We start from the raw sequence: 25,608 nt of genomic DNA, 5'->3' as shown, positions 1-25,608 counted from the left end.
CGGTTCGCAGATGAAAATTCTGGTTATCGGCCCTTCCTGGGTCGGCGATATGATGATGTCGCACAGCCTGTACCGCACCCTGAAAGCCGAAAATCCTGCAGCGACCATCGATGTCATGGCACCCGCGTGGTGCCGTCCATTACTGTCACGCATGCCGGAAGTTAACCAGGCATTGCCGATGCCGCTGGGTCATGGTGCGCTACAAATTGCTGAACGCCGTCGCCTGGGTAAGGCGTTGCGGGCGACAGGCTATGACCGTGCAATCGTGCTGCCTGGCTCGTTTAAATCTGCGCTTGTGCCCTTTTTTGCCGCCATTCCACGCCGTACCGGCTGGCGCGGCGAGATGCGCTACGGGCTGTTGAATGATCTGCGCGTATTGGATAAAAATGCCTTTCCACTGATGGTGCAGCGCTATGTGGCGTTGGGCTATGACAAAGCCAGCATCCGCAGCGCAAACGATCTGCCGCAGCCGCTGCTGCGCCCTGAGCTTAAGGTACAGGACGCAGAAAAACAGGCCACCATCAGGGTCTTTAAACTGGATAGCCAGCGGCCGATAATCGGCTTCTGTCCCGGCGCGGAATTCGGCCCGGCCAAACGCTGGCCGCATTATCACTACGCCACGCTGGCGCAACAGCTTATCGACCAGGGTTATCAGGTTGTGCTGTTTGGTTCTGCCAAAGACCGTGACACCGGGCAGCACATTCTGGCGAGCCTGTCGGAAGACTCACGTCAGCATTGCCGCAATCTTGCCGGAGAAACCCGGCTTGAACAGGCCGTCATTCTGCTGGCCTGCTGTCACGCCGTCGTTAGCAATGACTCCGGGCTGATGCATATTGCTGCCGCGCTGGAACGCCCGCTGATTGCACTGTATGGTCCAAGTAGCCCGGATTTTACCCCGCCGCTGTCTGAGAAAGCGCGGGTCATTCGTTTGATTACCGGCTATCACAAACTGCGCAAAGGGGACGCCGATGAAGGCTATCACCAGAGCCTGGTCGATATTACGCCAGAACGGGTCATGGCCGAACTGGACATGCTTCACCCCACGTCAGGAGTTTGAATGCGGGTTCTGATGATTAAAACCTCCTCGATGGGGGACGTACTGCACTCTCTGCCCGCGCTGACTGACGCAATGCACGCTATTCCTGCTATTCGTTTTGATTGGGTGGTGGAGGAAGGCTTTGCCCAGATCCCCTGCTGGCACCCGGCGGTTGACCGCGTGCTGCCGGTGGCGATACGCCGCTGGCGCAAACACTGGTTTGGCAGCCAGGTGCGCGAAGAGCGCGTAAGGTTTAAACGTGAACTGCAAGCGTGTGAATATGATGCCATCATCGATGCTCAGGGTTTGATCAAGAGCGCTGCACTGGTTACCCGCTTGGCAAGAGGCATAAAACATGGTGCCGATAGTCGTAGCGCCCGGGAACCCTTTGCCAGCTGGTGGTACGACAAACGCTATGAAATCAGCAAACAACAACATGCGGTACAGCGTACCCGCGAGCTGTTCGCCAAAAGTCTGAATTATCCGCTACCTGCAACAACGGGTGACTATGCTATCGCTCAGCACTTTACCCAGGCGTTGCCTGAGGATGCCGGGCAGTATCTGGTTTTCCTGCATGCCACCACCCGCGATAACAAACACTGGCCGGAGAGCCACTGGCGTGAGCTGATCGCTTTGGTACAGCCAGCAGGTCTGCACATTAAATTGCCGTGGGGAGCCGAACATGAATACCAGCGCGCGCTGCGATTAGCAGAGGGTTTTGACTTTGTTGAGGTGCTGCCCAGACTGACGCTGGAGCAGGTCGCACGTACGCTGGCCGGTGCACGCGCCGTGGTGTCAGTCGATACCGGGCTAAGCCACCTTACCGCCGCACTTGACCGCCCCAATATTACCCTGTACGGCCCCACCGACCCGGGGCTAATTGGTGGCTATGGCAAAAATCAACAGGCGTTAATTTCACCTGACAAAAACATGGCAACACTTACCGCTGAGACAGTTCAGACAGCGCTGCAGCAGGTTATCGCATGAAAAAACTCCATATTATCAATTTGGCAAAAATGGGCGGTGTCGAGCGCCTGTTTCTGCAATACATCAATGAAACCACTGATGGCAGCAATGCGGTAATCTGTGTAAGCAATGATATTGGTGAAGAAATTGAGCGCCAAATGCCGCAGCAACAGGTGACCTTCGCTACGCGGTTATTCAATAAGTTATCGCTACGCTGTCCACAATTTTTGCGTAAGTATCTGCTGCAATGGAAAATATTCAGAGCCAATGCCGATGTCATCATTGTCTGGGATCTGATCCCCGGACTGTCTGCCAAACCTAAACGGGGCAAACTGCTCTACTACGATCACGGCTGTTCGTGGCGCTATGCGCGTAACGCAAAAACGCTACGTTTTTTTTCCATGCTGGACGGCGTAATTTCAGCTTCACATGCTTCGAAAAGAGTCATGGAATTGCGTTTCAACCTGCCTTGCCCTAACCCGGTAGTACTTAACCGTATTAAAACCCCGGTCGGCATAAGTCATCAACCAAGAGCACTCCATACACCGCTGCGACTCGGTACGGCATCGCGTTTAGTCAGCCTGAAGGGGATCAGCGTGTCATTGCTGACGCTGCATGAATTAATCCGCCGTGGTCATGACGTTATGATGGAAATCGCCGGAAAGGGTCCTGACAAAGAGGCCTTTGAAACTCTGGTGCAAAAACTGCAGTTGAGCGATCGCGTCACGTTCAGTGGTTTTCAGCATAATGTATCTGATTTCTTTAACCGCATTGATATTTACATGAGCACTCCAATCACTGAGCCTTTCGGCTTGTCTTGTATGGAGGCGCTCTATTACGGCGTCCCGGTGATTTTCCCGCTTGTCGATGGTCAGCCAGAAGCAGTAAGCGATGGCGTATGCGGATTGGGGATCTCACCAAAGGTGTCGGTCATGGAACATCACAAACTTTCAGGGTTACACGTTGATTTTCCCTATGACGTTTACGATCCGGTGCATGACAAGATGGCTCCACCGAAGCTGCTGTCTCATATTGAGTGCGCTGATGCAGTAGAAAAGTTGATGGTGGAAGAGACATATCGCCATTTAAGCCTTAACGCGCAGAATGACTCCATACAATCATTAAGCTTTGATGTGTTTAAGAAAGAGTTTGACAACACACTCAATCTTTTTACCGGACAGTAATTTTTAGGATTGCCGTTATTATGTTGACAGAGAAAAGTCCGCACCCCGCATTGAGTTACCTGATTTATACATGTTGTGCGATTGCTTTTGCTACCGTTCCTTTCGGTCTGAAATTCGGCAAGGATATCTTTTATGTTGCCAGTTATATTTCATTTATCGCAATTGTTTTAAACATAAGATATTACACACTGGATAAACTTAAGCTTGTTGTCTCGTTGTTATTTCTTGCTTTCGGTTTGGGAACGATATTTTGGCTTGTAGCATTTAAGCAACCGGGGCCATATATCGATATATATCGATCTTATATGTCGACTGCACGCTTAGTTATCGCCATGTCGGTGATTAGTCTGGTCGCGCTGAACGAGCGTATTGCCATGCAGAAAATAACGCTTGGGGTGAGTATAGCCGTTGGGCTGTTGGTTAACACATACGCGCTCTATCAAAGATTTTGGCTGCTTCAGTCCAGAATCGAGCTAAACTTTGACCGCACAACCATAGTCGCCTATCTGCTTACAGCCATTAGCCTGGTGATGATGCAGTCGATCCTGATGCATAAAATCCGCTACCGCCTGGGGTTTTATATCGCCGCGTTTATGCTTAGTTATTCCGCCATTATTCTCACCGGCACCCGGGCGGCAATGATAGCTTACCCGATCCTTATTCTGCTTACGGTAATGGTGACAAAAAACATTATTACCGTACGTCATAAGATCACTATAATCCTGTTGATCCCTGTACTCCTTACCTCAACCAGTTTAATTTTTAAAGACCTGGTGATGAGCAGAATACATGATTTTGAAAAAAATATTGTAGCCATCAATGATATTAATTCAGAGAATTCGGTGTTCTCTCGCGTATGGATGCAGGTGGTCGCCATCCGCACGGGTAGCGAGGCGCCACTTGGTCAATCTGCAGAACACCGTGCCAGTGAGGCCGTGAAAATCATTCAGGCAGATCCACAACTCTTTAATGCCAAACGCTACCTGACCGTGCATATGCATAATGAAATCCTTGAAACCTGGTCACTGAAAGGGATCTGGGGAGTCGTTCTGTTATTAGCATTTTATGGCAGCCTGATAGTACTCGCTTTCAGGCTACCGCGTAATGCGATGCTGTTTGGATTGGCTGTGGCGATGGTCATCTATGGACTGAGTGATGTTATTTTCTTCAGTACCGAGGCGACTGCAATCTTCTTATTAGCGATTATCGCCAGTATCCTGTCGACGAAAAAAAATCAAACTGTGACGGAGCAGGCCGTATGTTAACCTCCCCCCCGTTACTCAGCGTCATTGTGCCATTTTTTAATAATGAAGCGTTTCTTATCCCCTGCCTTGAATCTTTATTCAGCCAAATCGGCAATGATATAGAAGTCATTTTAATCAATGACGGCTCGTCAGATAATTCTGCGCACCTGGCGTCACAATGTCTTGCACGCTACCCTGAAGCCAGGGTTCGCTATATTGCGCAACAGAATTCCGGCATTGCCAGTACACGCAATGTCGGCATGCAACACGCCAGCGGGCGCTATATGACTTTTCTTGACGGGGACGATGTGTTAAGCCCGCACTATGTCGACATACTGAAACCCGTTTTACTTTCTGGTCAGTATGATCTTATCGATTTTGATTATCAGCGATTTATTCATAATCCGCCTGAAATCCATAAACAAGAGGGCGTTCGCATCCATGAATATGACTTTGAAAAAAAGGGCATAAGCTGTCTTGAACCCCTTTTTACCCAATCGATGTGGCATCTTTGGAACAGGGTTTATAAACGTGAACTGTTAGATAAGGAACGTTTTGAATCAGGGCGTCGCTACGAGGATGTTATTTTTACACCGTTCATTTACTTTAAAAGTGAAAGGATGGCTCATCTCGATCATACGCTTTACTTCTATCGCGACAACTCTCAGGGAATTACCCGGAATGTGAAACCTGCAGATATTGAAGATATGCTTTTTGCGATAAAGAAAATGGAGCACTACGCCGCAAAAAAGACGGAAAATAGCGCACTAAAAAACCTGGCGGCAAGGATGATCGTTAACTGTTTTGGTGAAGTAAAGAGTCTCACCAAAGCAGCCTATGGTTATTACCACTATAATAAACAGACCATTGCCACATTGCAGCAGGCAGCGCGCCTTTGCGCTGGCTCCTCGGTGCCGGCAAAAAANGATCTGGCAAATGCGCTACCCTCAGGTGGATATGTTATTGTCCAGAATCCGCCTGTTTTGCAAAAAATAGTGCGGTAAGCCGTCAGGATGCCCTTGGAAGCAGTCCTAAAAGCCTCACGGCCTCGTCGTATACGCGTTGAGGCTGAATCACGCCAACGGGGCTTTCTGCTTCCAATGGCAGGGTAAACCCGCTGCGGGAAGCGTGAATAATACAATGAAGGTCATTATCCTGGATCGGCCCAGTGGTACGTGGATCGGCGGTCACAAACAGGCTAATGGTTTTGGCTTTCAATGCCACTGCAAGATGTAACGGCCCTGTATCACCGGTAACCAGGACATCAAAACCGTCAATAAGCGTAATCAGTTGCTGTAATCCTGTTTTACCAACGCGGTCGTCTATAAAGCTGCGGGTTTGCTCATTCACCTGAGCCATAAATTGCCGGGCTTTATTTTCATCGCCACCACCGCCAATCAGCACTATCTGCACATTATCATGCTGTGCAACCAGCTGCTGCGCGAGTTTGACGTAGTGTGAAACGGGCCAGCAGCGAGATTCAGTAGAAGCACCCAGCTGGAAGCCAATCGTTGTTTTATGAGGATCTCTGATGGCCGCCTGATAAGGAGCGGGAATGAACATGGTGGGATCGTCGCTACGGCATCCCAGAACGGAAATTAACTCAAGTTTACGACGGATGAAATGACCGTAGTAGTGGAAAATATAGTTAGTCAGCCATTGCTCAAGCCCGCTGATCCCCGAACTGTAGTTATCTCTTATCACATATTTGGCGCCGGCCATTATGGCGCTGATAACATCATACGGCAGGTGTGAGTGCAGAATAATCGCCAGGTCGGGCTGATGCTCACGTAAAGACTTCAGCAATGGCATAAGAGTTTTTATTTTACTGTTCCAGTAAACGACACGGTTATAGTCTTTACCTCCCTCCACCAGCTCACGATTTTTTTCATGAACCACCAAAGTGATATGTGCATCTGGATATCTTTCACGTACGGCACGGATCGCTGGCGTATTAAACATGAAGTCGCCAAGTGCGGTGGTGGAATAGATAACAATATTATCGAACGAGAGGGCAGCGTCGAAGTTCTCCTTGTTTTCCAGGCGTCCGTGTTTAACGGTATAATTACTCAGAAACCAATTTGTGAGATTAATCTTCCATTTCTTCGACATGTTAGCTCACTTTTTCCTGATAATATTCTGACAATGTCATACCCACTGTTCTTATATGCAGCCAGTCGAATAGCTGCTCCAGATCGTTATACAGCACTTCAATGTCGGCTCCGGTCTTAAATGTCGGGCTGCCGCCGGGCATAAATTCGGAGGAGTGCAGCATAAATTCAACATAATCGCTGCCGTTTGCCAGCGTTTTCTCCGCAACCTGGATCATCTGCGCCAGGTTCCTCCGCATCGGGCGTAACCAGTGCACTGAAGGGCTACGCTGCTTACCACGCAGGCGATCGTAGACCGTTTTCACCTGATTCATTAACGGTGGATGCTTGTATTGAATGCTCATCGGCACTTCAAGCAGCGCAGAGTTCCCCGCCTTAGCAATATCCTGTTCATTAATAAAATAGGCGCGATCGGGGAAATGCTGATAATTCGTGCCGCCGTTACCTTCCGGGTTTCCGGGGGAAAACTGCCAGTTCACGCGCGGGGTAACAGAACAATCCACCTGGTAACCTTGCTCAATCAGTAACCGGGCATAAAAGGCATTAAATGCCCAGCGCCCCGCCCGATGGCTGCGCATTTTTACCTGTAAAGTATCTTCCAGCAGGCGAGTCATATAAATGACCTTTTCCCTGATGTTATCTTCCGGGTATTCAATCAGATAGGGTTTATGCCGCCAGTCATCTCCAGTGAGGTCATACAGCGGTGGACTGTTCCAGGCATGCAGATGCATACCTATCTCACCGCTGTTACGGGCGATAACATCGCGAGCGAACTCAACATACGCCGGGTCAACGGCCATCTCGTAGTTGGTCAGCCAGGTGGGTTTGAACGTATATTTCTCGCAGAGTTGCTGAAAACGCGGCAAAAAATGGGTGTTTTCCGTCATGATCCGATCATGATTTTGCCAAAGGTTATCGCCTTCGGTATCGATGGTGATGATAAACGCGGGCTTACCCATTTTCCTTCCTGCACGGTGGCTTAGATGCGGGTTATGTTACGTAGCGAACGCCGATTGCGCAAAATTATTCTGCCAGCCATTAAGGCTACTGATGCGGTGCTGGCCACGCTAAGACGACTGCTTTAGAATCAGTGACTGGCTTACTGAACAGCGATATAGCATGAAACATTCGGACCTGCCGCTTTCTCCCCACCAGCCTGAACGCATCCTGGTGATTAAATTCCGCCACCACGGCGATATGCTACTCACCACCCCGGTGATCCGCTCGTTGAAAGCGGCCTGGCCTGAAGCTAAAATCGACGTACTGCTGTATGAAGAAACCCGTGCCATGCTCGCCTGTCATCCGGATATTCACCAGATTTATGCGATCGACCGTACATGGAAGAAAAAGGGGTTACGTTTTCAGCTCGGCCAGGAGTGGCGGCTGCTAAAAACCCTGAAACATCAACGGTATGACGTGGTGGTTAACCTGGCGGATCAGTGGCGAAGTGCCATCATTACGCGTTTTACTGCCGCTCCGGTTCGGCTGGGCTTCAATTTCCCCAAACGCCAGGGCCTGCTCTGGCAGCGGTGCCATACGCATCTGGTTGCCACCGACCAACATCAGAATATGCATACCGTCGAACAAAATCTCTCGCTGCTTCTCCCTCTGAATCTCGCCACTCTCGACAACACGGTAGGAATGCATTATTCGCAGGCGGATGACCAGGCCGTTCGCCAGCGGCTAAACGGCACAGAGAAATACATTGTGGTGCAGCCGACCTCGCGCTGGTTTTTTAAATGCTGGAGCGAAGAGAAATTCGCCACCGTGTTACAGTCACTGTGTGATGACGGACATACCATCGTGCTGACCTCTGGTCCCGATACGAAAGAGCTTGGCATGGTTAAAAACATCATCAGCCGCTTATCGTCAGACGACAAGGTGATTTCACTGGCAGGCCAGCTGACGCTGAATCAGCTGGCGGCGCTGATTGACGAAGCCCGGCTGTTTATCGGCGTTGATTCGGTTCCGATGCATATGGCTGCGGCATTAAGAACGCCCTGCATAGCGCTGTTTGGCCCGTCCAAACTGGTGTTCTGGCGGCCGTGGCAGGTAAACGGCGAGGTTATCTGGGCGGGAGATTTCGCACCGCTGCCGGACCCGGACAGCGTCGATACCCAAACCTCAGAGCGTTATCTTGATGCGATCCCGACAGAAACCGTACTGGACGCGGCCAGGAGATTATTAGCATGAAACCCATTCGGCTGGCGATAGTCCGGCAGAAATACCGTCCAGACGGCGGCGCTGAGCGCTTTATCGCCCGCGCGCTGGAAGCCCTGGATCAGCAGGCGCTCGACCTGAACGTGATTACCCGTCAATGGCAAGGCGAACGTCAAGATAACTGGCATTTGCACCTGTGCAACCCGATAAAATGGGGGCGCATAAGCCGCGAGCGCGGCTTTGCCAGCGCTGCGCGCGCAGTCTGGCAGCGAGAAAAATTCGACATTGTCCAGAGCCACGAGCGTATTGTCGGTTGCGATATCTATCGAGCCGGAGACGGTGTTCACCAGCGCTGGCTGGAACAGCGCTGCCGCCTGCTCCCTGCCTGGCGCCAGAAGCTGCTGCTGGCTAACCGTTACCATAGCTATGTGATGGAGGCCGAGCGGGCTATGTATCAGGCTCCTGAACTGAAAGCGGTGATCTGCAACGCGCACATGGTCAGGCAGGAGATCATCGAGCGGTTCGGCGTTGCCAGCGACAAAATTCACGTCATCTACAACGCGATTAATACCACTCAGTTTGTTCCGGTGGATAAGCAGCAGCGTATACAGATAAGAAAGCAGCTCTCCCTGCCGCCTGCCGCCAGCCTGCTTATCTATGTCGGTTCCGGTTTTGAACGTAAAGGACTGGCAGCGGCGATCCGCGCGCTGGCAGGCACCAACCGCTATCTGGTGGTGGTAGGTAAAGACAAAGCGGAACAGCAATATCGGGCGTTGGCCAGCGAACTCGGCTGCGCCGAGCGGGTCATTTTTGCCGGCATGCAGGCCGATACGCGTCCCTGGTATCAGGCAGCAGACGGCCTGCTGCTGCCGACGCTGTACGATCCCTTCCCTAATGTTGTCCTGGAGGCGATGGCCTGCGGTTTACCGGTGATTACCTCCACCACCTGTGGCGGCAGCGAGTTTATTCGTCCCGGCGAAAATGGCTATATCTGCGATGCGCTGGATATCGCTGCACTGCGTGACGCCATTATGGCGCTCCCCGAACAGGCCAGCGGCAGTCAGATGGCCTTACATGCCCGCGAGCAGGTAATGGGGTCAACCCCTCAACGCCTGTCGCAACAGCTGATTTCCCTTTATCAACAGATTCTGGATTAACCCATGCGCATCTTGATGATTATCGACGGATTACCCGGCGGTGGAGCCGAGAAAGTGGTGCTGACACTGTGTGAAGGCATGCAGCGAATGGGGCATCAGGTCAGCCTGTTTTCACTGCGTGATGTCTGCAATTATGCGCTACCTGAAGGTGTGGACTATCAGGTAGTGGAAAGCCATAGCCGCTTACCCTGGCGCAAACTCACCGAGCTGTCGCGTCGCGCTGCCGCGCTGGATCGTGCCGTTGAGTTAAGCGAAAAACAGGGCGGTGATTACGATCTTATTTTCTCCCATCTGCACAAAACCGACCGCATCGTTGCCCGTGCTAAACACCTGCCTGCGCAGAAGGTCTGGTTCTGCATCCACGGTATTCTGTCCACCTCCTATCTTGGACACCGCCACGGTCTGGATCGCTGGCTGAAGCAGCGCAAAATCGCCCGCGTCTATCAGGGAAAAAATATGGTGGCGGTTTCTCAAGCCGTTGCGGAAGATTTGACAGTAAACCTGCCCGTCTTACCGGGTCGGCTGGCGGTGATTAATAATCCGTTTGATATTGAGAACATCCTTGCTCAGGCGGCGCAACCTTTCGAACTGCCGGGTGAACCTTACCTGATCCACGTTGGTCGCTTTCACCCGCACAAACGTCACGACCGCCTGCTGCAGGCCTACGCGGAATCAGGCATCGCGGCCAAATTAGTGCTGGCGGGAACCGGAGATAAGCAGCAGATCGATGCAGTCAAACAGCAGGCAGAACAGCTGGGAATTGCTGAAAGGGTCATCTTCGCCGGCTTCCAGAGCAACCCTTATCCCCTGATTAAACATGCGGCGATATTAGTGCTCAGCTCGGATAGCGAAGGTTTCGGTAACGTGCTGGTTGAAGCCTTACTCTGCGGAACGCCGGTAGTCAGTACGCGCTGTCCTGGTGGGCCAGAAGAAATACTGCAACGAGCCGGGATGGGCAATGCGCTGGCGGAGTTAAATAGCCATTCGCTGGCGGAGAAGATGGCCGAAATCTACCATTCTCCGCCTGAAATCGATCGACAGCAGCTAATGAGCTATGACCTGCAGCCCATCTGCCAGCAGTATTTAACCCTTAACGGCTAAAGACGGCTCAGACACTGCCAGACTTCGTCCGCGCTGACGTCAACACAGTCACCGGATGGGGTCTGCAAGATATCATACTGACCGGACCACGGATGCCAGACTTTTCGGTCAGTATCACCAAACAGCACCACCTGCTTCTTATTTACCGCAGCGGCCAGGTGCATTTGCCCGCCGTCACTGCACAATACCCGATCGCAACATTCAAAGGCGGCGACCAGTTCGCGTACCGACGAGGTGGGATAGAGCGATACGCGCGCGCTATGACACGCAGCGAGCACCTGCTCAGCCCGATGCTGGTCGCCAATATCATCCGGAGCCAGCGTACCCTGCGGTGACCAGAATATCAGCACGCTGCCGTGGCTATTTTGCTGCAGATAGCGGTGGATAATATCGACATAGCGCTCCAGCGGCCAACGACGTTTTGCACTACGGCTACTGATATGAACCCCAAGCCCCGGACGCTCGCCGGGATGCAGTTTATCGATACGGCAGAGAGCCTGCTGCCGTTCCTGCTCAGTCAGCCAGATCCGCACCCCGGGGATCGGGATCTGTTTGTCAGAGAGAGCGGAAAGGTAGCTGAAAGTCAGTTCCACCTGATGCTTCCCGCGAAAATCAGTACGGCTAAACGGCACGGTAATCGCCCGGTCCCCGCTATCCGCGCCGATGATATGCTTCGCTCCCGCCATTTTTGCCAGGCGCACGCTATACTTACAGGGTTGTGGATTAGCCAGAATCGCCGCATCAAAACGGATACGTCGTAACTGCAGAAACATCCGGAGGCGTTCCAGGTGGACGCACAGCTTCGCCCGTTTTCCGGCGGCGTGCTTGGCCTTGCGGTAAATAAAGGTATGCTCAATGTACGGGTTGTTTTTCACCACATCCTGGGACACGCTATTGATCAACAGATAGATTTTTGCATCAGGAAAAGTGGTTTTAACGCCCTCGATCAACGGCGTGGTACAAACCAGATCGCCAATGTTGTCACGACGTATAATCAAAATATTTTTCATTACTGTACGGGTCTCAATGCTTTCTCGCCTGCTATGAACGGCTCAACAAAACGGGCTAACGGTCAGTTTGAAAGCGCATGTCGCGCGTCTTCCACAGGGGAGAGTGTATTTTTGCTCTACCCTGTGACAGCACAAATAACCAAATTGCACAGCGAAAGCAAAAAAACTTTTTAGGCCTGTGTTGCGCCCGCCTGTTCAGATTGCAACGGCGGTGATGGTACTGCTCGCTGCGGTTGCTGGCGCGGTAATAAGGTGAGTCAGACTCTGTAAGATGAAGTAGGGTGAGCCGGACACACTTATCTGCTAACATGCCGTCATATTTTTCGGCTATCTCCGGACGCAAGTCTCTGCTCACCTGAAATCACTGTGATGACGACCATTTATACCGTTTTGCTGTACCTCTTTCAGCCTTTTATCTGGCTTCGCCTCTGGCTACGCGGCCGCAAAGCGCCTGCCTACCGCAGACGCTGGGCTGAACGTTATGGCTTCTGCGCGGGTAAGGTCAAACCGGATGGTATTCTGCTGCATTCCGTTTCGGTGGGTGAGACGCTGGCTGCCATCCCTCTGGTGCGGGCTTTGCGCCATCGCTATCCCGATCTGCCGATTGTGGTCACAACGATGACGCCAACCGGTTCAGAGCGCGCCAGTTCCGCATTTGGTAAAGATGTTCACCACGTTTATCTGCCATACGACTTGCCCGGCGCCATGAGCCGTTTCTTTAATACGGTACGCCCACGGCTGGTGATCATTATGGAAACCGAGCTTTGGCCCAATATGATTACCCTGTTAAATGCGCGCAAAATCCCGCTGGTGATTGCCAATGCCCGCCTGTCTGAGCGTTCCGCCAGGGGTTATCAAAAAATCGGTAAGTTTATGAAGCGTCTGCTGCAGCGCATCACGCTGATCGCCGCGCAGAATGAAGAAGACGGGGAACGGTTTATTGGCCTGGGCGTGAAACGCTCCCAGCTGGCAGTTACCGGCAGCCTTAAATTTGATATTTCGGTGACGCCAGAGCTGGCAGCCCGCGCCGTGACGCTGCGCCGCCAGTGGGCGCCGCACCGCCCGGTATGGATTGCCACCAGTACGCATGAGGGGGAAGAGAGCATTATTCTGGGCGCGCACCGTAAGCTGCTTGAGCGCTTCCCTAATCTGCTACTGATCCTGGTGCCGCGCCACCCTGAACGTTTCGAAACCGCACGCCTGTTAACTCAAAAGAATGGTTTAAGCTACACGCTGCGCAGTAGCGGCGAGATCCCCTCCGGCAGCACCCGGGTGGTGATTGGCGATACCATGGGTGAGCTGATGTTGCTCTACGGCATTGCCGACCTGGCCTTTGTCGGCGGGAGCCTGGTCGAACGGGGCGGCCATAACCCATTAGAACCTGCCGCCCACGCTATCCCGGTATTAATGGGACCGCACACCTTCAATTTCAAAGATATATGCGCCCGGCTGCAACAGGCTGATGGACTGATCACCGTCACTGATGCCGATTCGCTGAATAAAGAAATTGATACGCTGCTAACCGATGAAGACTATCGCCTTTATTATGGCCGCCATGCGGTGGACGTGCTGCATCAGAACCAGGGCGCGCTGGGGCGACTGCTCAAGTTACTCGAACCTCACCTGCCACAGCGGAATCATTAAATGCGTACACGACAAAAACTGTCGGTGGTGACGATTGCCAAAGATGCGGCAGAGTTACTGCCAGAATGCCTGGAGTCGGTCAGTTGGGCAGATGAGATTATTGTACTTGATTCCGGCAGCAGCGACGCCACCCCGCAAATAGCTGCGCGTCATGGGGCAAAAGTTTACCATTCCAGCGAATGGCGCGGCTACGGCAAGCAGCGCCAGCTGGCGCAGAGCTATGCCAGCCACCCAATGATTTTGATGATCGACAGCGATGAGCGCGTAACCCCAGAATTGAAGCAGTCAATCGAGAAGGTACTGCAACAGCCGCCGACAGAAGTCGTATACAGCCTTGCGCGCTGCAATCTGTTTCTCGGCCGATTTATGCGCCACAGCGGCTGGTATCCGGACCGCGTTATCCGTCTTTACCCACGGCAATTCCGCTACAACGATAACCTGGTCCACGAGTCGCTGGAAACGGCACAGGCAAAAACAGAACGGCTGCGCGGCGACCTGCTGCATCTCACCTGCAGAGATTTCTCCGCCTTCCAGTGGAAACAGTTTGCCTATGCCGAAGCCTGGGCAAAACAGCGCCATCAGCAGGGTAAGCGTTGCGGTATTGCGGCCATATTCGGCCACACTGCCGGGGCATTTATCAAGACGCTGCTCCTGCGCGCCGGCTTTCTGGATGGCAAACAGGGCTGGCTGTTGGCGGTGGTTAACGCCCAATATACCTTCAACAAATACACCGCCCTGTGGGCTCTCAATCATGCATCGAGGAACGGCAGACTATGAGCACAAAAGCCATCTATCCCGGCACCTTTGATCCGATGACCAACGGACATCTTGACATCGTGACACGCGCTGCACGGATGTTCGATCGCATAGTACTGGCGATCGCCGCAAGCCCGAGCAAAAAACCGATGTTCTCCCTTGAGGAGCGAGTCGCGCTGGCAAGCGAAGTGGTTGCGCATTTACCGAATGTTGACGTTGTGGGATTCAGTGATTTGCTGGCCAACTTCGCCAAAGCACAGCAGGCTAATGTGCTGGTGCGCGGCCTGCGGGCGGTGTCTGATTTTGAGTATGAAATGCAGCTGGCACAGATGAACCGCCACCTGTTGCCGACGCTGGAAAGCGTGTTTCTGATGCCTTCAGAGCAATATGCCTTTATTTCTTCTTCCCTGATGAAAGAAGTGGCGCGCCACGGCGGTGATGTAGAGAGTTTCCTGCCGACGGCGGTTTACCAGGCGCTTAAAGCGAGGTTCTGACCTCGCGACCTATTTCTGGCAGCGGCGGCAGAAAAAAGTGCTACGCTGCGCATGCTTACTGCTCTCTACCGGCATAGCGCAGACGCGGCAAGGCTCCCCTGTCCGGCCATATACCTGCAGCTCCTGAGCGAAATAACCCGGCTTGCCGTCACTTTGTAAAAAGTCGCGCAATGTGGTCCCGCCCTGCTCAATCGAACGTAACAATACGGCTTTAATGGTGCTGACCAATAGTCCGGCTTCCTGCTCGCTAAGCGCCATCGCCGGACGATCGGGCAGGATCCCAGCCACAAATAGCGATTCGCTGGCATAGATATTACCCACGCCCACCACGACTTTATTATCCATTAGCCAGGGTTTAATAGCCGTGCGTTTACCCCTGGATTTTTCAAACAGATACCGTGCGGAAAAACTATCGCTCAGCGGCTCAGGCCCCAGATGAGATAACACCGAACTGCCATTCAGGTCGGCGCACCACAGCCAGGCACCAAAACGGCGCGGATCGGTGTAGCGCAGCACTTTGCCGTTACTCATTACCAGGTCGACATGATCATGTTTTGCCGCCGGCAAATCTTCTGGCAGAACACGCAGGCTGCCCGACATCCCCAGATGAATGATAATCCATCCGGTGGGAAGCTCCAGCAACAGGTACTTTGCCCGGCGCTGGACGCTGAGCACGGGCTGATCGCTTAGCGCATGGATTTCCTGAGAAACCGGCCAGCGCAGACGAGCGTTACGCACCACCGCGTGCAGAATGGTCGCTCCCACAAGATGCGGTTCAATTCCGCGTCGGCTGGTTTCTACCTCTGGTAACTCTGGCATATCCTCGCCTCCGTTGCTGTCTCGTTACACCTGGATCGGTGCTGTATCACTATACCGCAAACAAAAAAACCCGGCCGAAGCCGGGTTTTTCCATCCACCGAGATTAATTACTTAATCTTAGCTTCTTTATAGATCACATGCTGGCGGACAACGGGATCAAATTTCTTCAGTTCCAGTTTTTCCGGCTTAGTACGCTTGTTCTTCGTGGTGGTATAGAAGTGACCTGTACCAGCAGAAGAAACCAGCTTGATCTTCTCACGAATACCTTTAGCCATGTTTCAGTTCCTTACCTTAGTACTTCTCACCGCGGGTACGCAGATCGGCCAGGACCGTCTCAATACCCTTCTTATCGATTACACGCATGCCTTTGGCAGATACGCGTAGTGTAACGAAGCGCTTTTCGCTCTCAACCCAAAAACGGTGAGAGTGCAGGTTCGGCAGGAAACGGCGTTTCGTCGCGTTCATTGCGTGGGAACGGTTGTTACCCGTTACCGGACGCTTGCCAGTTACTTGGCAGACTCGTGACATGTCTATTCTCCAAAAATCAAATCAGCTCGAGCTTTAAAAATAAGGTTCTGGCCGCCTCGTCAGGCTTATAGCCCATCCAGGCGAGTTCTATGTGAACCCGCTGAGCAGGCCCAAATGCCAAACCCGAGATTCTCAAAGGTGGCGTAGTATACGCCCTGAAGAGCGAGTGCTCAAGTCCCGAACAGATAAAGATCCCTATGGATCGCGTACAATCGTTCTTTTGCGCGGAAAATGCGCGGATTCGAACCTGTTAAATGAGATTGAAAGGCTAAATGACTTTAGCCGCGCCTTATTTTACATCCAGCCCCGTTCGGCAAAAGAGACATATTCGCCGCGTCCGATCACCATATGGTCAAGCACCCGGATATTCATTAAGGAGCAGGCGTGCACAATTTGTTGTGTTATATCACGATCGGCCCGGCTTGGCTCAGCCAACCCCGAAGGGTGATTGTGCGCCAGTATCAGCGCCGCTGCATTACGTTTTAACGCTTCACGCACGATTTCTCGTGGATGAACCTCCACGCTGTTAAGCGTGCCGCTGAACATCTCGCTGGTGTGAATTACCCGATGCTGGTTATCAAAGAAGATCACCTGGAAAATTTCTCGTTCCCGATGTGCCAGCGAACCGTTTAAAAAATCCAGCATCTGCTCAACACTGCTGACCACCTGATTCTCCAGCGCTTCCTGACAGCTAAAACAACGTCGGGCCAGTTCCGCCACCGCATTCAGCTGGGCATATTTCGCCATGCCGACTCCGTGAATAGCCTCAAACCGATCGTGCGGGGCGTTCATCAGGCGGTGTAACGAGCCAAACTCCCTCAGTAATTGCTGTGCCAGCGTCATTACATGTACGCCGCGCACGCCGGTACGCAGGAAAATAGCTAATAACTCTGTATCGCTCAGCGATGATGCACCGCACTTCAACAGTTTTTCACGCGGGGGCAGCCCCAGCCAGTTTTCTTCCATTTGCGCTTCTCCTTCCTGAACGAGGGAAAGCATGGCATTATATACAGTGCTTTTCTATGATGATCCGTTGAATTTACGAGACGACTCGCAAAGCTGGCATGGTACAAAATAAACCCCCTGACCGGCTGTGATAAAATGGGCAGATTGCGGCATAAGAAGATATCAGCAGGTTTAACCAGAAGGCGTACAGCAAAATGATGGAACTGACCGGAAAACGAATAGTCCTGGGCGTTAGCGGCGGTATTGCGGCATACAAAACGCCAGAGCTGGTACGTCGGCTGCGCGATCGCGGCGCCGACGTACGGGTAGTGATGACGGACGCCGCAAAAGCGTTTATCACCCCGTTAAGCCTGCAGGCGGTTTCAGGTTATCCGGTGTCTGATAGCCTGCTCGATCCGGCTGCCGAAGCGGCGATGGGCCACATCGAACTGGGAAAATGGGCCGATCTGGTCATTCTTGCTCCCGCTACGGCTGACCTGATTGCCCGCGTGGCGGCCGGAATGGCGAATGACCTGCTGACCACCATTTGCCTGGCAACGGCGGCCCCGCTTGCCATCGTGCCCGCGATGAATCAGCAGATGTACCGCGCCCTACCCACGCAACACAACTTGCAGCTGCTGGCCCAGCGCGGCGTGATGATTTGGGGGCCGGGCAGCGGCAGCCAGGCCTGTGGCGATATCGGGCCAGGCCGCATGCTCGACCCGCTGGTCATTGTTGACCACACAGCAGCATGGGCGGCACCCGCCAACGATCTGCAACATCTCAATATTATGATTACCGCTGGCCCAACCCGGGAAGCACTGGATCCGGTCCGTTTCATCAGCAACCATAGCTCTGGGAAAATGGGCTTTGCCATTGCCGCCGCCGCTGCAAAACGCGGTGCGACCGTGACGCTGGTTGCCGGCCCGGTCGCGTTACCCACTCCGCAAGGGGTCAATCGACTTGACGTCACTACGGCGCTGGAAATGCAGCAAGCGGTGATGGGCCTGGCGGCCTGCCAGCAGATATTTATCGGCTGCGCTGCCGTGGCGGATTACCGTGCAGCCTCGGTTGCAGAGGAAAAAATTAAAAAAAAGGGGGATGAAATCACCCTGAAGATGATAAAAAACCCGGATATTGTCGCCGGGGTTGCGGCCATGCAGCAAAACCGCCCTTATGTTGTAGGATTTGCCGCAGAAACCCGGAATGTGGAAGAATACGCACAACAAAAACGGGCGCGCAAGAATCTGGACTTGATCTGCGCCAACGACGTTGCCAAAAGCGGGCAGGGTTTCAACAGTGATACCAATGCCCTTCACCTTTTTTGGCATGAAGGAGAAAAAATCTTACCGCTCAGCGATAAGCCACTCCTTGGCCAACTTTTATTGGAAGAGATTGTCACCCGATATGATGAAAAAAATCGACGTTAAGGTGCTGGATGCCCGGGTAGGGACCGATTTCCCTTTACCGACTTACGCCACTTCCGGCTCTGCCGGGTTGGATCTGCGTGCATGCCTGGATGAAGCAATGGTACTACCGCCCGGCGACACGACTTTAATCCCAACGGGCCTGGCCATTCATATTGCTGACCCACAGCTGGCAGCCGTCATCCTGCCGCGCTCCGGGCTTGGCCACAAACATGGCGTGGTGCTCGGTAATCTGGTGGGGTTAATCGACTCTGATTATCAGGGACAGCTGATGGTATCCGTATGGAACCGTGGACGGGACTCCTTTACTATCGAGCCAGGCGAGCGTATCGCGCAAATGGTCTTCGTACCGGTAGTACAGGCAGAGTTCAATCTGGTGAATGACTTTGATGCCAGCGCAAGAGGTGAAGGTGGTTTCGGCCACTCCGGTCGCCAGTAACGCTACGGCTCCCGCCACGACAATAACCTGTTTTTTTCTCCCGTGAGCGATAACTCACAGGCGTTGCGTGGGCTTTTGCCCGTTTATGGTGATGTTTCAGGGGTCTTTTGAAAGATGGTTGAAAAAAAGAGTGCGAAAAGGAATCGTCGCGAAGAAATCTTGCAGGCACTGGCGCAAATGCTGGAGTCCAGTGATGGCAGCCAACGTATTACCACTGCCAAGCTGGCGGCGAATGTTGGGGTCTCTGAGGCGGCACTTTATCGGCATTTTCCCAGCAAAACCAAAATGTTTGACAGCCTGATCGAGTTTATTGAAGACAGCCTGATTACGCGCATCAATCTGATTTTGAAAGACGAAAAAGAAACGATGCCGCGCCTGCGCCTGATGACTCAGTTGATTTTGGGCTTTGGTGAACGGAATCCCGGTCTGACACGTATTCTGACCGGCCATGCGCTGATGTTCGAACAGGATCGCCTGCAGGGGCGAATTAACCAGCTGTTTGAACGCATTGAGATGCAGTTGCGTCAGGTGATGCGCGAGAAAAAAATGCGTGAGGGTGAAGGCTTTATTACCGACGAGGCGCTGCTGGCAACTCAGCTCCTGGCATTCTGTGAAGGGTTACTGTCGCGGTTTGTGCGTTCCGAATTCCGCTATCGCCCTACCGTTGACTTTGATGCGCGCTGGCCGTTAATGGCCGCTCAATTAATCTGACGTTGATCCTGCGGCCCCGTCGCATGACGGGGGCTGACTCTTTTTTTGTCAGCCCACCAACGCTTTATCGCATCAAATACCGAACTCGCTGCGATAGGCGCGCACGGCCGCCAGGCGATCGGCCAATTCAGGTTTTTCTTCCAGATAGGCAATTAATTCGTTCAGCGTGATGATCGAAATCACCTTGCAGCCATAATCACGTTCAACTTCCTGAATGGCTGAAATCTCACCGCGTCCGCGTTCCTGACGGTCGAGGGATATCAGTACGCCGGCCAGTGTCGCCTGATGCGCGGCAATAATTTCCATCGATTCGCGAATGGCGGTTCCGGCAGTGATCACGTCATCCACCAGCATGATTTTACCTTGCAGCGCGCTGCCAACCAGCGTGCCGCCCTCGCCATGATCCTTGGCTTCTTTACGGTTAAAACAGTAAGGCACATCGCGATCGTGATGATCTGCCAGCGCCACCACGGTGGTTGTGGCAATGGGGATGCCTTTGTAAGCAGGCCCAAAGACCAAATCAAAATCAATGCCCGAATCCACCAGCGCCTGGGCGTAGAAACGACCCAGTAAAGCGAGGTCGCGTCCGGTATTGAACAGGCCCGCGTTGAAGAAATAAGGGCTTTTACGCCCCGATTTCAGCGTGAACTCACCAAACTTCAGCACCTGCTTGTTGATGGCGAATTCGATAAATTGGCGCTGCCAGGCTTTCATGTCGTGTTCCTCAATATTCAGGCAAAAAAAAGGCAACCCGGGGGTCGCCTGAAGAATCAGTTGGTTAACGCGGCTTTTTGCGCAGCAACCAGCGTATCAATACCACCTCGCGCCAGTTCCAGCAGCTTCAGCAACTCTTCGTGGCTGAACGGTTCGCCCTCTGCGGTACCCTGCACCTCAATCATGCGGCCATCTTCCGTCATTACCACGTTCATATCTGTTTCGGCGGCAGAATCTTCGACATACTCCAGATCGCACAGCGCTTCACCGTTGACGATGCCCACAGAAATCGCCGCCACCATGCCTTTCATCGGGTTGGCCTTCAGTTTGCCGATAGAAACCAGATGGTTTAGCGCATCAGCCAGCGCCACACAGGCACCGGTGATAGAAGCTGTGCGGGTACCGCCGTCGGCCTGCAACACATCACAGTCAAGCGTAATGGTGAATTCACCCAGCGCTTTCAGGTCAATGGCCGCACGTAATGAACGGGCGATCAGGCGCTGGATCTCCAGCGTGCGCCCACCCTGCTTGCCTTTCGCCGCCTCGCGCGCGTTACGGCTGTGGGTGGCGCGTGGCAGCATGCCATATTCGGCGGTGACCCAACCCTGCCCCTGACCTTTCAGAAAACGCGGCACGCCCTCTTCGATCGTGGCGGTGCACAGTACTTTGGTATCACCGAATTCAACCAGCACCGAGCCCTCTGCATGTTTGGTGTAATGGCGGGTCAATGTGACAGGGCGCACCTGCTGTGCGCTACGGCCTGATGGACGCATAGTTAATCTCCGGCTAGCAAAACATAATTGGCTGCGTATTATAAGGATTTCGCAGATGATTGCCTATCGCAGACTAAGCTGAAAGCAATTCGTTATGCGCCTGAAGACTATTTAAAGGATAAAACAGTCAGAGTCTGACTGGCGGGATGTAAACCGTGGCGAAATATGGCTAAATGCCTCTCTTTATCGATTCCTGATGCTGGATCTGCGTATGATTTCTGTTTTCCATTTTATTCTGGCTTTGACCGTTATCGGCTTGCTGGCGTTACTGGCCAGTTCTGACCGCAAGAAAATCCGCCCGCGCGTATTGCTGCAACTGGTGGTTATTGAAGCGGCGCTCGCCTGGTTCTTCCTGCATGCCTCCGCCGGACTGAAAGCGGTGACTGCATTCTCCGGCTTCTTTGAAGTGCTGCTGAAGTATGCCGCACAGGGCACTGATTTCGTATTTGGCGGCATGAGCTCGCAGGGGCTGGCGTTTATCTTCCTCGGCGTACTCTGTCCTATCGTGTTTATTTCTGCCCTTATCGGCATCTTACAGCACGTAAAAATTCTGCCGGTGCTGATCAAAGTGATTGGCACCTTACTGTCAAAAGTAAACGGAATGGGCAAACTGGAGTCGTTTAACGCCGTCAGTACCCTGATCCTCGGACAGTCGGAAAACTTCATCGCTTACAAAGGCATCCTGGCCGATATTTCTCCGCGCCGCCTCTACTCAATGGCCGCAGCGGCAATGTCTACCGTGTCGCTGTCAATCGTCGGGGCTTATATGTCGATGATTGAACCGCGCTACGTGGTGGCCGCGCTGATCCTCAATATGTTCAGCACGTTTATTGTTCTGTCGATCATCAACCCGACGCCTGCCGGTGACGAGCCTGAAATTCGCCTTGAAAAGCTGCATGAAGATCAAAGCTTCTTTGAGATGCTCGGCGAGTACATTCTGGCCGGTTTTAAAGTGGCAATGATTATTCTGGCAATGCTGATCGGGTTTATTGCGCTGATTGCGGCGGTGAATGCCGTGTTCTCAACCCTTTTCGGCATCAGTTTCCAGCAGATCCTCGGCTACGTCTTCTGGCCGTTTGCCTGGCTGATTGGCATCCCGGTGGCCGATGTCTTGCCTGCTGCCAGTATTATGGCCACCAAGCTGGTAACAAACGAGTTTGTCGCGATGATTGAACTGAAGAAAATCGCCACAGAACTGTCGCCACGCGGCCTGGGCATTCTGTCAGTCTTCCTGGTTTCTTTCGCTAACTTTGCCTCAATCGGCATTGTTGCCGGGGCAATTAAAGGGTTGAACGAGCAGCAGGGCAATGTGGTATCACGTTTCGGCCTGAAGCTGATTTATGGTTCCACGCTGGTTAGCCTGCTGTCAGCCGCTTTCGCCGGACTGGTTCTTTAACGATGCCACCCGGCGCGTACGCGCCGGGCCATCTTCAGAAAGCGACACAGACCGGGTTATCCACCCGCATCACCGCATCTTGAGCAAAACGCTGTTTATATAACGCACGTAGCGCTTCAATCCCCTGTTCACTGGTTTGATTCGCCGCATGGATCAGCAGTAATGCTTTGCTGTTTTCCCGCGCCAGCTGGCCATCATTGCCCATCCACTGGCCCTTCGCGGCAAGCACCGTAAGCCCATTTTTAAAGCGCGGCGTCACCTGCTCGTCAACAAAAGATTGCCACTCAGTTTCGTTAATCGCCGTACCCTGCGGGCGATTAAGGCCAAAATAGAGTGTGGTTTGCGTCATGGCATCCCCCGTGCCACAGGCTACCCACGGGGATGAGATAAGCGGGTTTGTCGGGGACCGACAGCCCGACAGAGCCAGTAGCAGAATGGTAGAAAGCATTATGCGCGAGGTCATCGATACTCCTGGTTTTAAGGTATTACGGCCAGTATCTTAAGCCCTGAGTGATTAAACGTCAGCCAAAACGCCGTCATTTAAGCGAATGCCTGTTAAGCCAGCGCCTGCATCGCTATAATCTGCCTATCTTTCCCTGAAACGGTACGCAATATGATCCGCAGTATGACCGCCTACGCCCGGCGCGAAACCAAAGGCGAATGGGGCAGCGCAGCCTGGGAGCTGCGTTCCGTCAACCAGCGCTATCTTGAAACCTATATCCGCCTGCCGGAACAGTTCCGTGGCCTGGAGCCGGTGGTACGCGAACGTATTCGCAACCGTCTGACGCGCGGTAAAATCGAAGTTAACCTGCGTTTCGACGCCGACCCGCGCGCGCAGAGCGCGCTGGTGCTGAACGAAAAGCTGGCGGTTCAGCTGGTGCAGGCGGCCAACTGGGTGAAGATGCAAAGCGACGAGGGGGAAATTAACCCGGTCGATATTTTACGCTGGCCTGGCGTGATGTCCGCAGAGGAACAGGATCTGGACGCCATTTCCGCCCAGCTGCTGACCGCGCTGGATACCGCCATCGATGAGTTTATTATCGCTCGCGAAAGTGAAGGTGCAGCGCTTAAAACTCTGATCGAGCAGCGCCTGCAAGGCGTTAGCGCCGAAGTAATCAAAGTGCGTGCGCATATGCCGGACGTGCTGAAATGGCAGCGTGAACGCCTGGTCAGCCGCCTGGAAGAGGCTCAGGTACAGCTGGAAAACAACCGTCTGGAACAGGAACTGGTGATGCTGGCCCAGCGCGTTGACGTGGCGGAGGAGCTGGACCGCCTGGAAGCGCACGTAAAAGAGACCTACAACATCCTGAAGAAGAAGGAAGCCGTCGGCCGCCGCCTCGACTTTATGATGCAGGAGTTCAACCGGGAGTCGAACACCTTAGGTTCTAAATCGATCAATGCCGAAATTACCGCATCAGCCATCGAACTGAAGGTGCTGATTGAGCAGATGAGAGAACAGATTCAGAATATCGAGTAACGATTTATTGGCTATCAGCACACAGCAGAAAACCAGACAGCCCGCCGCACAGCGGGCTTTTTTTGTTGTCATGGGCTATCATAAAGCCGCAACAAAGCGCATAGTTAAGGTGTACCCAAAGGTGTACCCAATCAGTTTTCTGTACATTGCTTTGGGTACACCCCTTATTCAAAGTTTGGATATTCGCAAAATGCCAAAACTCACAGACATGCAGATCCGCGCCTGGATAAAAGCCGGAGAACGCTTTGAAGGACGCGCAGACGGTGGCGGGCTATATCTCCGATACAGGCAGGTAGACCAATCTCCAAGCTGGCGATTCCGCTATAAATTTTCTGGCAAGCAGCGCGCTATGGTTATTGGTTCCTATGCAGAGTTATCACTATCAAAGGCCAGAGAGACAGCCAAAGAACTAAATAGCTGCGTCTAATAGCGCTCCACTTTTGCCAGTCCGTGTTTACCGCCCGGGAACGGGCTGACCGTTTTCATAAAGTGGCGTACTTTTTTCAACAGTTGCCACATTGACCGGCACTGATGATTGCGTGTAATGGTATCGTGCAGCGCCTGCCACAGGCGCTCAACATGATTGACCCACGGCGAGTAAACCGGCTGGTAAATCACCCTGAACTTTGGATTCTGTTTCAGCCAGCTCAGCGTTTCACGGCTTTTGTGGATGATATAGTTATCGACAATCAGCGTGATCGTTTTTGCCCGGCGGTAACTCGCTTTCAGGTGCTTAAGCAGGCTGATAAACAGCACCGAACTTTTGCTGTTACCGCCAACGTAACTGACTTTGCCCGTTCCGCTGTGCAGCGCACCCGCCAGGTAATATTTTTCATTTTGACCCGGTGTTACCACGCGTCTTTGCTGCCCGCGCAGTTGCCAGTCAGCACCGATTTTTGGATTGAGGTGGATATCCACTTCATCTTCATAAAATACCGGATGCTCTGCGCTGCATTTGTCCAACGCCTGGCGGATCACCGCCATCTTTTCATCTTTGTGCGGGTCACGGATCCGCAGGGTTGGCGCAGCTCTGCGCCACACCAGCCCGGCAGCGGGCAACCAGCGACGGACGGTTCCTGCATGCAACCGGCAGCCGGTTATGTCTTTAATTTTTATAGCCAACAATTCCGTACTCCAGCGTGAACGCTGATAACCAAAATCGCCGGGAGAGTGCTTTATCAGTTCACGTAACAGAGTGCAGATATGCTCAAATGGCCATCGGCGGGAGCGCCCTGCGGGCAACGATTTCAGACCTTCAACACCGGACAACGTAAACCAGTTAATCCAGCGCCCGACGGATGAACGGGCGCAACAGAGCGTTCTGGCGACGTGGCTGACACGGTTTCCCCGGTGCAACATCAGTATGGCCGTCAGCCTGCGGGCATGATTTTTATCGCGCGTTTTATGGATAGCTTTTCGCATCAGGCGTCGTTCTTCACGGGAAATGGGTGCTATGATCGGCATTGCTCAGTCCGGTTGGTGATTTGTTTTGATTTGGCGATTGATCAGATCGCAC

The 25,608-nt window shown here is 53.0% G+C and carries 26 protein-coding genes and 2 pseudogenes; 17 read left to right on the top strand and 11 right to left on the bottom strand.

Annotation, left to right across the window (positions count from 1 at the left end; translation table 11 throughout):
• Positions 1-10: 10 nt before the first annotated feature.
• The 5 genes and pseudogenes from rfaF to EPYR_RS00475 all read left to right on the top strand — a co-directional run bounded on the left by rfaF (position 11) and on the right by EPYR_RS00475 (position 5,426).
• On the top strand, positions 11-1,057 hold the full coding sequence (rfaF, locus tag EPYR_RS00495; RefSeq protein WP_012666482.1) for an ADP-heptose--LPS heptosyltransferase RfaF: 1,047 nt from the start codon (positions 11-13) through the stop codon (positions 1,055-1,057).
• Positions 1,058-2,023, top strand: coding sequence for a lipopolysaccharide heptosyltransferase RfaC (gene rfaC / locus EPYR_RS00490; protein WP_012666481.1), 966 nt, complete (start codon positions 1,058-1,060; stop codon positions 2,021-2,023).
• On the top strand, positions 2,020-3,186 hold the full coding sequence (locus tag EPYR_RS00485; protein ID WP_012666480.1) for a glycosyltransferase: 1,167 nt from the start codon (positions 2,020-2,022) through the stop codon (positions 3,184-3,186). The genes rfaC and EPYR_RS00485 overlap by 4 nt, the downstream gene beginning before the upstream one ends.
• Before the next feature lie 20 nt (positions 3,187-3,206).
• Complete coding sequence (locus EPYR_RS00480; protein WP_012666479.1) at positions 3,207-4,451, top strand: O-antigen ligase family protein; 1,245 nt, start codon at positions 3,207-3,209, stop codon at positions 4,449-4,451.
• Positions 4,445-5,426, top strand: a pseudogene (locus EPYR_RS00475) (glycosyltransferase family 2 protein). Before EPYR_RS00480 ends, EPYR_RS00475 begins: the two are co-directional and overlap by 7 nt.
• Positions 5,427-5,438: 12 nt before the next feature.
• On the opposite strand, the gene EPYR_RS00470 reads toward EPYR_RS00475, so the two are convergent.
• Together EPYR_RS00470 and EPYR_RS00465 are read right to left on the bottom strand one after the other, a co-directional pair.
• The gene (locus EPYR_RS00470) at positions 5,439-6,542 is read right to left on the bottom strand and encodes a glycosyltransferase family 9 protein (protein ID WP_012666477.1); all 1,104 of its coding nucleotides are present in this window, start codon (positions 6,540-6,542) and stop codon (positions 5,439-5,441) included.
• Between the two features lies 1 nt (position 6,543).
• Positions 6,544-7,500, bottom strand: coding sequence for a polysaccharide deacetylase family protein (locus tag EPYR_RS00465; RefSeq protein ID WP_012666476.1), 957 nt, complete (start codon positions 7,498-7,500; stop codon positions 6,544-6,546).
• A 160-nt stretch (positions 7,501-7,660) separates the two neighbouring features.
• Between EPYR_RS00465 and rfaQ the strand changes: the two genes are divergently transcribed.
• Genes rfaQ through EPYR_RS00450 form a run of 3 tightly spaced genes read left to right on the top strand, consistent with a single transcriptional unit; the run spans position 7,661 to position 10,959 of the window.
• The gene (gene rfaQ, locus EPYR_RS00460; protein ID WP_012666475.1) at positions 7,661-8,734 is read left to right on the top strand and encodes a putative lipopolysaccharide heptosyltransferase III; all 1,074 of its coding nucleotides are present in this window, start codon (positions 7,661-7,663) and stop codon (positions 8,732-8,734) included.
• Positions 8,731-9,858, top strand: coding sequence for a glycosyltransferase family 4 protein (locus tag EPYR_RS00455; protein WP_012666474.1), 1,128 nt, complete (start codon positions 8,731-8,733; stop codon positions 9,856-9,858). The genes rfaQ and EPYR_RS00455 overlap by 4 nt, the downstream gene beginning before the upstream one ends.
• A gap of 3 nt (positions 9,859-9,861) precedes the next feature.
• Entirely contained in the window at positions 9,862-10,959 is a 1,098-nt protein-coding gene (locus EPYR_RS00450; RefSeq protein WP_012666473.1) for a glycosyltransferase, read from the top strand.
• Here EPYR_RS00450 and EPYR_RS00445 read toward each other — a convergent pair.
• Positions 10,956-11,969 (bottom strand): glycosyltransferase family 9 protein, encoded by a 1,014-nt coding sequence (locus tag EPYR_RS00445; protein WP_012666472.1) that lies wholly within the window; start codon positions 11,967-11,969, stop codon positions 10,956-10,958. The genes EPYR_RS00450 and EPYR_RS00445 overlap by 4 nt on opposite strands.
• Positions 11,970-12,338: 369 nt before the next feature.
• Between EPYR_RS00445 and waaA the strand changes: the two genes are divergently transcribed.
• From waaA to coaD, 3 genes are read left to right on the top strand one after another with little or no spacing between them, the layout of a single operon-like run.
• A complete protein-coding gene (gene waaA, locus EPYR_RS00440; RefSeq protein WP_012666471.1) occupies positions 12,339-13,613 on the top strand; it encodes a lipid IV(A) 3-deoxy-D-manno-octulosonic acid transferase in 1,275 nt (424 codons plus the stop codon).
• On the top strand, positions 13,614-14,390 hold the full coding sequence (locus tag EPYR_RS00435) for a glycosyltransferase family 2 protein (protein ID WP_012666470.1): 777 nt from the start codon (positions 13,614-13,616) through the stop codon (positions 14,388-14,390).
• Positions 14,387-14,863: a pantetheine-phosphate adenylyltransferase gene (coaD, locus tag EPYR_RS00430; RefSeq protein WP_012666469.1), complete on the top strand. Its 477-nt coding sequence runs from the start codon at positions 14,387-14,389 to the stop codon at positions 14,861-14,863. Before EPYR_RS00435 ends, coaD begins: the two co-directional genes overlap by 4 nt.
• A gap of 9 nt (positions 14,864-14,872) precedes the next feature.
• On the opposite strand, the gene mutM is transcribed toward coaD, so the two are convergent.
• From mutM to radC, 4 genes are all read right to left on the bottom strand, one after another.
• The gene (gene mutM, locus EPYR_RS00425; protein WP_012666468.1) at positions 14,873-15,682 is read right to left on the bottom strand and encodes a bifunctional DNA-formamidopyrimidine glycosylase/DNA-(apurinic or apyrimidinic site) lyase; all 810 of its coding nucleotides are present in this window, start codon (positions 15,680-15,682) and stop codon (positions 14,873-14,875) included.
• Between the two features lie 107 nt (positions 15,683-15,789).
• The gene (gene rpmG, locus EPYR_RS00420; RefSeq protein WP_001051798.1) at positions 15,790-15,957 is read right to left on the bottom strand and encodes a 50S ribosomal protein L33; all 168 of its coding nucleotides are present in this window, start codon (positions 15,955-15,957) and stop codon (positions 15,790-15,792) included.
• A gap of 16 nt (positions 15,958-15,973) precedes the next feature.
• On the bottom strand, positions 15,974-16,210 hold the full coding sequence (rpmB, locus tag EPYR_RS00415; RefSeq protein WP_004154798.1) for a 50S ribosomal protein L28: 237 nt from the start codon (positions 16,208-16,210) through the stop codon (positions 15,974-15,976).
• Positions 16,211-16,504: 294 nt separating this feature from the next.
• Entirely contained in the window at positions 16,505-17,176 is a 672-nt protein-coding gene (gene radC, locus EPYR_RS00410; protein WP_012666467.1) for a RadC family protein, read from the bottom strand.
• Between the two features lie 197 nt (positions 17,177-17,373).
• Here radC and coaBC point away from each other — a divergent pair, with 197 nt between their 5' ends.
• The 3 genes from coaBC (at position 17,374) to slmA (ending at position 19,732) form a co-directional block, all read left to right on the top strand.
• On the top strand, positions 17,374-18,585 hold the full coding sequence (gene coaBC, locus EPYR_RS00405; RefSeq protein ID WP_187298277.1) for a bifunctional phosphopantothenoylcysteine decarboxylase/phosphopantothenate--cysteine ligase CoaBC: 1,212 nt from the start codon (positions 17,374-17,376) through the stop codon (positions 18,583-18,585).
• Positions 18,563-19,021 (top strand): dUTP diphosphatase, encoded by a 459-nt coding sequence (gene dut, locus EPYR_RS00400; protein WP_041473961.1) that lies wholly within the window; start codon positions 18,563-18,565, stop codon positions 19,019-19,021. Before coaBC ends, dut begins: the two co-directional genes overlap by 23 nt.
• Positions 19,022-19,135: 114 nt before the next feature.
• A complete protein-coding gene (slmA, locus tag EPYR_RS00395) occupies positions 19,136-19,732 on the top strand; it encodes a nucleoid occlusion factor SlmA (RefSeq protein ID WP_012666464.1) in 597 nt (198 codons plus the stop codon).
• Positions 19,733-19,804: 72 nt separating this feature from the next.
• On the opposite strand, the gene pyrE is transcribed toward slmA, so the two are convergent.
• Both pyrE and rph read right to left on the bottom strand, forming a co-directional pair.
• On the bottom strand, positions 19,805-20,446 hold the full coding sequence (gene pyrE / locus EPYR_RS00390; RefSeq protein WP_012666463.1) for an orotate phosphoribosyltransferase: 642 nt from the start codon (positions 20,444-20,446) through the stop codon (positions 19,805-19,807).
• A gap of 56 nt (positions 20,447-20,502) precedes the next feature.
• On the bottom strand, positions 20,503-21,219 hold the full coding sequence (gene rph / locus EPYR_RS00385; RefSeq protein WP_012666462.1) for a ribonuclease PH: 717 nt from the start codon (positions 21,217-21,219) through the stop codon (positions 20,503-20,505).
• 211 nt (positions 21,220-21,430) lie between these two features.
• Here rph and EPYR_RS00380 point away from each other — a divergent pair, with 211 nt between their 5' ends.
• Positions 21,431-22,615, top strand: coding sequence for a NupC/NupG family nucleoside CNT transporter (locus tag EPYR_RS00380; RefSeq protein ID WP_012666461.1), 1,185 nt, complete (start codon positions 21,431-21,433; stop codon positions 22,613-22,615).
• Positions 22,616-22,649: 34 nt separating this feature from the next.
• Here the strand turns inward: EPYR_RS00380 and EPYR_RS00375 are convergent, their stop codons facing one another.
• Complete coding sequence (locus tag EPYR_RS00375; RefSeq protein ID WP_012666460.1) at positions 22,650-23,078, bottom strand: DUF3574 domain-containing protein; 429 nt, start codon at positions 23,076-23,078, stop codon at positions 22,650-22,652.
• A gap of 150 nt (positions 23,079-23,228) precedes the next feature.
• Here EPYR_RS00375 and EPYR_RS00370 point away from each other — a divergent pair, with 150 nt between their 5' ends.
• Both EPYR_RS00370 and EPYR_RS21465 read left to right on the top strand, forming a co-directional pair.
• Positions 23,229-24,092: a YicC/YloC family endoribonuclease gene (locus tag EPYR_RS00370; protein WP_012666459.1), complete on the top strand. Its 864-nt coding sequence runs from the start codon at positions 23,229-23,231 to the stop codon at positions 24,090-24,092.
• 70 nt (positions 24,093-24,162) lie between these two features.
• Positions 24,163-24,516 (top strand): annotated as a pseudogene (locus EPYR_RS21465) (Arm DNA-binding domain-containing protein); the annotation flags it as partial.
• On the opposite strand, the gene EPYR_RS00360 reads toward EPYR_RS21465, so the two are convergent.
• Positions 24,516-25,556, bottom strand: coding sequence for an IS630 family transposase (locus EPYR_RS00360; RefSeq protein WP_012666458.1), 1,041 nt, complete (start codon positions 25,554-25,556; stop codon positions 24,516-24,518). The pseudogene EPYR_RS21465 and the gene EPYR_RS00360 sit on opposite strands and share 1 nt — an antisense overlap.
• Between the last annotated feature and the right edge of the window lie 52 nt (positions 25,557-25,608).

It is taken from the genome of Erwinia pyrifoliae DSM 12163, assembly GCF_000026985.1.
Classification (GTDB): domain Bacteria; phylum Pseudomonadota; class Gammaproteobacteria; order Enterobacterales; family Enterobacteriaceae; genus Erwinia; species Erwinia pyrifoliae.
The sequence above is the reverse complement of the archived record's forward strand: the minus strand, read 5'-3'. Positions and strand labels throughout refer to the sequence as shown.